This window comes from Azospirillum humicireducens (genome assembly GCF_001639105.2).
Lineage (GTDB): Bacteria > Pseudomonadota > Alphaproteobacteria > Azospirillales > Azospirillaceae > Azospirillum > Azospirillum humicireducens.
On the sequence record NZ_CP028903.1, the window covers coordinates 431,826 to 440,755 of the forward strand.

An 8,930-nucleotide genomic window follows, 5' to 3' on the forward strand; every position below is an offset into this window, starting at 1 on the left:
GGGCGCGCGAAGGGGGCAGGCCGCGCTCGGCCCCCCTTATACACCGCTGCGGGGCGGAGACAACCATCGGCAGGACGGAAGGCCGCGCGGCGGTTTGTCGTGGGGGAAATGGTGGGGAAGTGGTCGTACCAGTGGCGTTCGGTGCCCCCTCCCCATCCCTCCCCCGCTNCGTCCACCGCCTCGTGGGCGTGGGCGGCCGGCTCGGCCGGGGCGCCGACCCAGTCGCCGTGGGCGGGGATTTCCTCGCCCTTCATCACCAGGGTCAGCGGACCCAGGCGGGCGAAGTCGCCGACATGGGTGTCGTACAGCACGGTGGCGCCCGCCCCGATGGTGACGCCGGTGCCGACGCTCACCCGGCCGACCTTCATCACGCGGTCCTCGTAGAGGTGGGTCTGCAGGGCCGATAGGGCGTTGATGGCGCAATGATCGCCGACCGACACGCAGTCGAACTCGGTGATGTCGGTGGTGTCCATGTAGACGCCCTGGCCGAACTTCGTGCCGAAGATGCGCAGCACCCAGGGCAGCATCGGCGTGCCGCGCAGATGGTCGAGCAGCACCTTGCCGGCCAAGCCCCAGTACAGCACGGCCACCGCCTCGGTCCGCATCGCCCACCAGGACCACATCGGCTTCATGGTGGGGGCGTAGCGCCCCATCAGCAGCCATTTCACCAGCGCCACCACCAGCACCATCGCCGTCGGGATGGCGACGCTGACCGCCAGGAACTGCCAGGCGAACGCCCACCAGCGCCCATCCAGGATGGCGGGGGCGAAGAACTCCACCGCGAAGGTGCCGAAGGTGATGAACAGCATCGTCGGCATCGACAGGCTGAAGGCCTCGAACACGGCGCGGCCGAGACGCCGCGCGCGCGACGGTTCGAAGGTCCAGTTGGCCGCCACATTGTCGAACTTCTGGCGCACCGGCAGCCTGATCGGCGGGCTGCCGAACCAGGTGTCTCCTGCCTGCATCTCGGCATTCGCCGGCGGCTTGGACTTGATGCCGATCAGGGCGCCGGTGGGGATCGAGGCGCCCGGCGGCACCACGGCGTCGTTGCCGACGAACACGCGGGCCTCGGTCTTCACCGGCTGCAGATGCATCCAGCCGCGGCGGATGTCCTCGTCACCCAGCACCACCTCGTCGGCGATGAAGCATTTCTCGCCGATCTCCACCAGATCGTAACGGCCGGCGAGGTTGGTCGAGATCTCGGCGTCGCGGCCGATCTTCGCCCCCATCAGCCGGTACCAGGCCCGCATGTAGACGGTGGCGTAGAGCGAGCTGAGGGTCTCCAGCATCACCTCGGTCGACAGGGCGATGATCCATTTGCGGACGTAGAACCAGCTGTGGACCGAATAGGACCCGGCTTCCACCTTCGGCAGCACGATCCAGCGCGCGGCGGCGATCAGCAGGACGGTGAAGGCGACCAGGAACATGGCCGTCGGCCAGGCGATGGCGGGGACATAGAACAGGTAGTTGACCTTGAAAAGCCCGCCCATCCAGGCGTCGAGCTTGTCGAACAGGTAGAAGGCCGGGAAGATCGGGATCAGCGCCACCGGCGGCAGGCCGACCACCGCCACCAGATAGACCAGCGCCTGGGTCGCCCGCCTGAGGGCGCCGGCACGCGGAGCCTGGGGCAGGGCGGCGCGGTCGACCGTGCCGACCTTGCGGGCCGGCGAGCCGTCCCAGGATTCATAGGCGCCGGTGCGGGTGCCGGCGGCGAGCGCGGTCAGGTCGGCCAGTTCCGTTCCGGGGGCGACGACGGCGTCATGCCCGATCACGCAGGAGGTGCCGATATAGGCGTCCTCCCCGATCTCGATGGTGCCGATCACCAGCTCGTTGCCGATCACCTCTGCATTGGCCAGCTTGACCTTGCCGCCGGTGGAGGCGCCGCGGCCGATGCTGACCAGATCGATGGCGCCGGATTCGAACTCCCCGATCATCGCGTCGGCGCCGATCCGGGCGCCCAGCGCGCGCAGGAGCAGCCGCATCAGCGGCGATCCCTGGAACCATTTCAGGTGGACAAGCGCAATGAAGCGCTGGGCCAGCCACCAGCGGTAGTAATAGACGCCCCACAGCGGATAGCGGCCCGGCTTGGTCCGGCCGATGATCAGCCATTTCGCCGCGATTGCGATGGCGACGGTGGCGATGTTGATGACGACATAGACGCCGAACAGCGTGGTGATTTCACCCAGCAGCCCGGCATCCTCGCCGGACAGCAGCATGTAGCTGACGAAGACGCCCAGCCACTGCACCGTCATCAGCGCCAGGATGAACGGCAGCGCCGCTGCCTGGGCCAGACCGCACAGCAGGCGGCGGCGCAGCGGCGGCGGCTCGAAGGACAGGTCGGCCGGCTTGGCGCCATGACCGGCCGGTGCCTTGGCGTCCAGCCGTTCGGCCATCGCCCGCAGCGTGCGGGCGCCATAGACATCCTGCAGGGTCAGGCTGGCCAGCCCGGCGGTTTCGCGCACCGCCGAGACGAAGCGCGCGGCCAGCAGCGAATGGCCGCCGAGGTCGAGGAAGAAGTCGGCCTCCAACGGGATCGACTGGCCGGGGAAGACGCGGCGTGCGGCCTCAAGCAGTGCGGCCTCGGTCGGGCTGCGCGGCTCCTCCTGCTCGGCCGCCCCGGCATCCTCGGTCAGCGCCATCGCCTGCAGGGTCTTGCGGTCGGCCTTGCCGGAGGTCAGGCGCGGCAGCTCCGCCACCTGTTCATAGTGGGCCGGCACCATGTAGGCCGGCAGCTGGGCCCGCAGCGCGTCGCGCAGCGCGGTCCTGTCGAGCTCGGCGCCGGGCTGGGCGACCAGGAAGGCGACCAGACGGTCGAGCCCGTTGTCGGTGCGCAGCACCACGGTGGCCTGGGCGACGCCGGGCAGGTCGGTCAGCTTCGCCTCGATCTCGCCCAGCTCCAGCCGGAAGCCGCGGATCTTCACCTGATCGTCGATGCGGCCATGGAAGCGCAGGTTGCCGTCGGCATCGACGCTGACCGCGTCGCCGGAGCGGTAGAGCAGCGGGTCGTTCCCGTCGGCGCGGAACGGGTTGGCGATGAACTTCTCCGCCGTCAGCTCCGGCCGGCCGAGATAGCCCTGGGCCACGCCGGGGCCGCCGATCAGCAGCTCGCCCTGGATTCCGGGGGCCACCGGCCGCAGCGCCTCGTCCACCACATAGCAGGTGTAGTTGGGGATCGGGCGGCCGATGGTGACGGGGGTGTCGGGCAGAACCTCGGCCACCGTGGCGACGACGGTCGCCTCGGTCGGGCCGTAGCTGTTGAACAGGCGTCGGCCCGGCCGGCACCAGCGCGCGGCGACAGCCGGCGGGCAGGCTTCGCCGCCCAGGATCACCACGCGCAGCGACGGCACGTCCTTCGGCAGCATCGCCAGCAGGGTCGGCACGGTGTCCAGCACGGTGACGCCGGCCTCGGTCAGCACGTCGGCCAGTCGGTCGGCCTCGTCCAGCACCTGTCGGCTGGCGACCCACAGGGTCGCGCCGGCCAGATAAGGGACGAAGATCTCCTCCAGCGACAGGTCGAAGGCCACCGAGGCACCCTGGAATGCCACGTCGTCGGCGGCGATGCCGTAGACGCTGTTGGCGGCGCGCAGGTAATGGCAGATGTTGCGGTGGCTGATGACGATGCCCTTGGGCTTGCCGGTCGAGCCCGAGGTGTAGATGGCGTAGGCCGGGCTGTCCGGCGTCACTCCGTCGGCCCGCAGGTCGAGCGGACGGTCGTCGTCGCCCAGCACGTCGCCGATGCGCAGCGTCTGAACGGTTGCACCGGCGGCGGCCAGCGTTGCCGCCTTCCCGCCGGTGACGAGATCGACCAGGATCGCCGGGGCGGCGCAGTCGGTCAGGCTGACGGCCACGCGCTCGGCCGGGGCATCGGCATCGAAGGGCAGATAGGCGGCGCCCGCCTTCAGGATGCCCAGCAGCGCCACATGCAGGTCCAGTGAGCGGGCCATCCACAGCCCGACGAAACTGCCGGGGCCGATCCCGCGCGCCCGCAGGCCGCGGGCGACCCGGTTGGAGCGCGTTTCCAGCTCGGCATAGCTGACGCGACGGCCCTCATAAACGATGGCCGTGCGGTCCGGATGCGCCACGGCGGTCGCCTGCGGGATGTCGGACAACAGCTCGTCCCGCAGGAGGGACGGGTCGCTCCGCCCGCTCAGCGCCGGCACCGCTGGAAGGGCGGATTGGGAAGCGGACGTCGTCGATTGACCGGCCGGGGAAACGTCGGTCGGGCCGTTGGCCCGCGCAGTCAGCAGAGTCACGCTGTGTCAGCCTTCCAAAGGGAATCAGCGCGGTGGCGCCGGAGGGACCCGTTCATCGGCTGGTCCCGGCGGTCGGCTGAACGCGGCGATGGGCCGCTCGCATGTTGTGGCGCTTCATGGTTAATAAATGCTTGCTGTCCGGCATGACGGCACCCGTACCGGGGGAGGATGGCAAGTCTTTGGCTTCCCAAGCGCTGCACAAGCAACATTCGTCCCAGCCAAAAGAAAGAAGAAGACCTGCCGGCACCGGATACATGCGTATACATGAAGGAGCGGACGGCGCTTTCATGATCCGTTGCGGCGCCATGGTCAAGGGTGTCCTTATGTATGCCTGCCTATGCGCCGGGGCATGTGTCGGCGGCACCACAGGCCCTGTCCTTCGCTGATGTGGGGTTGGCGGCAGCGTCGGCACCCCCTTGCATTTGCAAGGCTGCCGCTTGCCTGAGACGGCCGTTTTCGCTGATTTTTCATGATGCCGTCATGGGGACGTCAACTCTTGCCGCCCGCCGCCATGGCCGATCATCCCCGCGCGATGGGGCCTATCCCCCCAGATGGTCCAGCGGCAGGGCGGTGCGGTAGCGCACCTGCTTCAGCGCGAAGCTGGAGCGGATGCTGGCGACGCCGGGGATGCGGGTCAGATGTTCCTTCAGGAAGCGCTCGTAGCTGGCCAGATCCGGCACCACCACCCGCAGCAGATAGTCGGCGTCGCCGGTCATCAGGTAGCATTCCAGCACCTCCGGCCGCGCCATCACCGCCGCTTCGAAGCCGTCGAGCCGCGCCTCCACCTGCCGTTCCAGGCTGACATTCACGAAGATGTTCACCGGCAGATCGACGGAGGCCGGGTCGACCAGCGCAACATAGCGGGCGATCACCCCCGCCTCCTCCAGCGCCTTGACCCGGCGCAGGCAGGGGGAGGGCGACAGGCCGACCCGCTCCGCCAGCTCGTTGTTGGGTAGGCGGCCGTCCTGCTGAAGGGCGGCCAGAATCCTGCGGTCGATACGGTCGAGGGGATGCTTTGGCATCGGATGCCGCTTCCTGCGATGGCCTGGCATCCAATGCTAAAACGGAACCTCGATCGACGCCAGTTCGCAAGCATCTGCCGGATCACAAATGATAGGTTTGACCAACCATAACCTGCATCCGGGAGCCGCCCCATGATCGCGATCCAGCCATCCTCCGCCGATCTCGCCTGCCTGGCCGAGCTGGAGCGCAAGGTCCTCTGGCTCGCCTCCTGGACCATCCACAACGCCAACCATGTCCGCCCCAACCTGGACGGGCTGAAGATCGGCGGCCATCAGGCCTCCAGCGCGTCGCTGTCCACCATCATGACGGCGCTCTACTTCTCGGCGCTGCGGCCGGAGGACCGGGTGGCGGTCAAGCCCCATGCCAGCCCGATCTTCCACGCCATCCAGTATCTGCTGGGCAACCAGACGCGGGAGAAGCTGGAAAATTTCCGCGGCTACAAGGGCGCCCAGTCCTACCCGTCCCGCACCAAGGACGTGGACGACGTCGATTTCTCCACCGGCTCGGTCGGGCTGGGGGTGGCGCAGACCCTCTTCGCCTCGCTGGTCCAGGATTACCTGAAGGCCAAGGGCTGGGCGCCGGGCCTGCCGGAGGGGCGCATGGTCTCGCTGGTCGGCGATGCCGAGATGGACGAGGGCAACATCTTCGAAGCCCTGCAGGAGGGTTGGAAGCATGGGCTGCGCAACACCTGGTGGATCGTCGACTACAACCGCCAGAGCCTGGACGCGGTGATCCGCGAAGGGCTGTGGGAGCGGCTGGAGAACATCTTCCGCGCCTTCGGTTGGGACGTGGTGATCCTGAAATACGGCAGCCTGATGCAGCAGGCCTTCAAGGAGCCGGGCGGCGAGCGCCTGCGCCACTGGATCGACAGCTGCCCCAACCAGCTCTATTCGGCCCTGACCTATCAGGGCGGTGCCGCCTGGCGCCGCCGCCTGATGGACGATCTGGGCGACCAGGGCGACGTCTCCCGCCTGATCGAGCGCCACAGCGACGAGGAGCTGGCCCGTCTGATGGGCAATCTCGGCGGCCATGACCTGCCGTCGCTGCTGGAGGCCTTCGCCCAAGCGCGCACCCATGACCGGCCGGTCTGCTTCATCGCCTATACGGTGAAGGGCTTCGGCCTGCCGCTGGCCGGCCACAAGGACAACCATTCGGGATTGCTGACGCGCGAGCAGATGGACGGTTTCCGCGCCGCCAACAAGGTCCGCCCCGGCCATGAATGGGACCGCTTCGAGGGGCTCTCCCTGCCGGAGACCGCGCTGGAGGAGTTCCTGCGCCGCGTCCCCTTCGCGCAGAAGGGCCGCCGCCGCTACGAGGCGCCGGCCGTCGCCGTGCCGGCCGCCCTGCAGACCCCGACGCAGAAGAGCCTGTCGACCCAGGCCGCCTTCGGCCTGATCCTGAACGAGATCGGGCGCGAGCGCTCGGCTCTGGCCGAACGCATCGTCACCACCGCGCCCGACGTCACGGTGTCCACCAATCTCGGCGCCTGGGTGAACCGGCGCGGCCTGTTCGCCAAGAGCGAGATGGCCGACCTGTTCAAGAAGGAACGCATCCCCTCCACCTACAGCTGGGATTTCTCGCCGAAGGGGCAGCATCTGGAGCTGGGCATCGCCGAATCCAACCTGTTCATCCTGCTGTCGGCGCTGGGCCTGTCACACAGCCTGTTCGGGGAGCGGCTGCTGCCGATCGGCACCGTCTACGACCCCTTCATCATGCGCGGCGCCGACCAGTTGAACTATGCCTGCTATCAGGATGCCCGCTTCATGCTGGTGGCGACCCCCTCCGGTGTCACGCTGGCGCCGGAGGGCGGGGCGCACCAGTCCATCGCCACCCCGCTGGTCGGCATGGCGCAGGATGGACTGGCCTATTTCGAGCCCGCCTTCGCCGACGAGCTGGCGGTGGTGATGCGCTGGGCCTTCGACTACATGCAGCGGGACGGGGAGGGGGTGCCGGACGAGCGCAACTGGCTGCGCGACGAGACCGGCGGCTCGGTCTATCTGCGCCTGTCCTCCCGCGCGCTGGAGCAGCCGACCCGGACGATGGACGAGGATCTCGCCCGCGACATCGTCGATGGCGCCTATTGGCTGCGCAGGCCGGGGCCGAACGCCCAGGTGGTGATCGCCTACACCGGCGCCGTCGCGCCCGAGGCCATCGCCGCCGTCGGCATGCTGGGGGAGGACCGGCGCGATGTCGGGCTGCTGGCGGTGACCTCGGCCGACCGGCTGACTGCCGGCTGGAGCGCCGCCCAGCGGGCGCGCGAGCGCGGCCTGTCCCATGCCCGCGGCCATATCGAGCGGCTGCTGGAGGGGGTGCCGCCCCATTGCGCCCTGGTCACGGTGGTGGACGGCCATCCGACGACGCTGGGCTGGCTGGGGTCCGTTGCCGGCCACCGCACGCGGGCGTTGGGGGTGGAGCATTTCGGCCAGACCGGGACCATCGCCGACCTCTACCGCCATCACGCGATCGACGCCCGCGGCATCGTCGCGGCGGCGGAAGCGGTCTCTCCCGGCCGGCCGGTCCGCCACCTGCGCGCCCTCGCCTGATCGGGTCCGATCCGCTCCGTTACCCGGCGCGCTCGGTCCGTTTTTCCAGCGCCTCGCGATAGCGGTCGCGGGTGTAGCCGACCAGATCGCCGAGCGCCGCCATCGCGGCCTCGGCGTTCCGCGTTTCCAGGGCCTGCAACAGGCGGGCGTGGAAGCCGACGATGGCCTCGCGCTCGCGCACCCGGTAGATGATCATGTTGCTGACCGGCTGCAGTGCCTCGACCACAGCATGCATCAGGTAGGACAGCAGGGCATTGCCGGCGGCATCCACCAGGGCGCGGTGGAACCGCACGTCCGACGCGCAGAATTCCTCATCCGTCAGCGCCGCCTCGCCCTGCCGCGCCAACTCATTCCGCATCGTCGCCAGCGGCGCTGCCAGCTCCGCATCGTTCCGCGCGGCAGCCAGCCGGCAGCAGACGCCTCCCAGCTCCAGCCTGGCGGTCGCCATGTCGTCCAGCCCGATGTCGCCGACCGCGACCATCAGGGTGGTGGCGTTGGCCAGTGAGCGCGCCGCGTCTTCCGGTGCCGGGCTGGCGACGAAATTGCCGCCGGTCGGGCCCCGGCGGGAGCGGATCAGGTGCTGTGCCGCCAGCCGCTTCAGCGCTTCCCGTACGGTCGGGCGCGAGACCTTGAAGCGCTGGGCCAGCTCCTCTTCGGTCGGCAACCGTTCGTCGACCTTCAACCGCCCGTCCATGATGGCGGCGCGCAGGCTGTCGGCGATCTGCTTGGCCGCGCTGACGGTGACGACGCTCTCGAACTCGACCGGCATGTCCGCTCGCTGCTGGTTTCGAACAACTCTATGGTCAGAAGGTCAGACGTTTCAACATTTGCGGCGGATCACGCGAATGGCACCGTTCACGCGGCTCGCTCAAAAAATCGTCATCCTGCTGAAAAAAGTTCTTGCGCGGTTTGGGAGGGCTCGCCTATAAAGCGCCTCCCGACGCGAACGACGCCGGCGCCGCCGACACGGCAGCGACCGACACGCGACGGGGAAGCCCGACAAACCGGTGCTTTTCACCTGAACCCCAGCGGTTCGGTGAGGCTTTCGGTTTCTGCATCGGGCGGGCTCTTTGACAAGTACATACCGTGGCGGCGCCGGGGCCGAGATCGG

The 8,930-nt window shown here is 68.8% G+C and carries 3 protein-coding genes and 1 pseudogene; 1 reads left to right on the forward strand and 3 read right to left on the reverse strand.

Annotated elements, in window-relative coordinates; genetic code table 11:
- Positions 1 to 169: 169 nt before the first annotated feature.
- Together A6A40_RS19700 and A6A40_RS19705 are read right to left on the reverse strand one after the other, a co-directional pair.
- Positions 170 to 4,253, reverse strand: a pseudogene (locus tag A6A40_RS19700) (Pls/PosA family non-ribosomal peptide synthetase); the annotation flags it as partial.
- 539 nt (positions 4,254 to 4,792) lie between these two features.
- Positions 4,793 to 5,275: an Lrp/AsnC family transcriptional regulator gene (locus tag A6A40_RS19705; protein WP_108547590.1), complete on the reverse strand. Its 483-nt coding sequence runs from the start codon at positions 5,273 to 5,275 to the stop codon at positions 4,793 to 4,795.
- Positions 5,276 to 5,407: 132 nt separating this feature from the next.
- Between A6A40_RS19705 and A6A40_RS19710 the strand changes: the two genes are divergently transcribed.
- Entirely contained in the window at positions 5,408 to 7,819 is a 2,412-nt protein-coding gene (locus A6A40_RS19710; protein WP_108547591.1) for a transketolase, read from the forward strand.
- 19 nt (positions 7,820 to 7,838) lie between these two features.
- Here A6A40_RS19710 and A6A40_RS19715 read toward each other — a convergent pair whose 3' ends face one another.
- Positions 7,839 to 8,588, reverse strand: coding sequence for a FadR/GntR family transcriptional regulator (locus tag A6A40_RS19715; protein WP_108547592.1), 750 nt, complete (start codon positions 8,586 to 8,588; stop codon positions 7,839 to 7,841).
- Between the last annotated feature and the right edge of the window lie 342 nt (positions 8,589 to 8,930).

Bases quoted from the DNA above. Each gene is read 5' to 3' on its own strand.
- A6A40_RS19705 (WP_108547590.1), bottom strand. From the start codon at position 5,275: ATGCCAAAGCATCCCCTCGACCGTATCGACCGCAGGATTCTGGCCGCC.
- A6A40_RS19710 (WP_108547591.1), top strand. From the start codon at position 5,408: ATGATCGCGATCCAGCCATCCTCCGCCGATCTCGCCTGCCTGGCCGAG.
- A6A40_RS19715 (WP_108547592.1), bottom strand. From the start codon at position 8,588: ATGCCGGTCGAGTTCGAGAGCGTCGTCACCGTCAGCGCGGCCAAGCAG.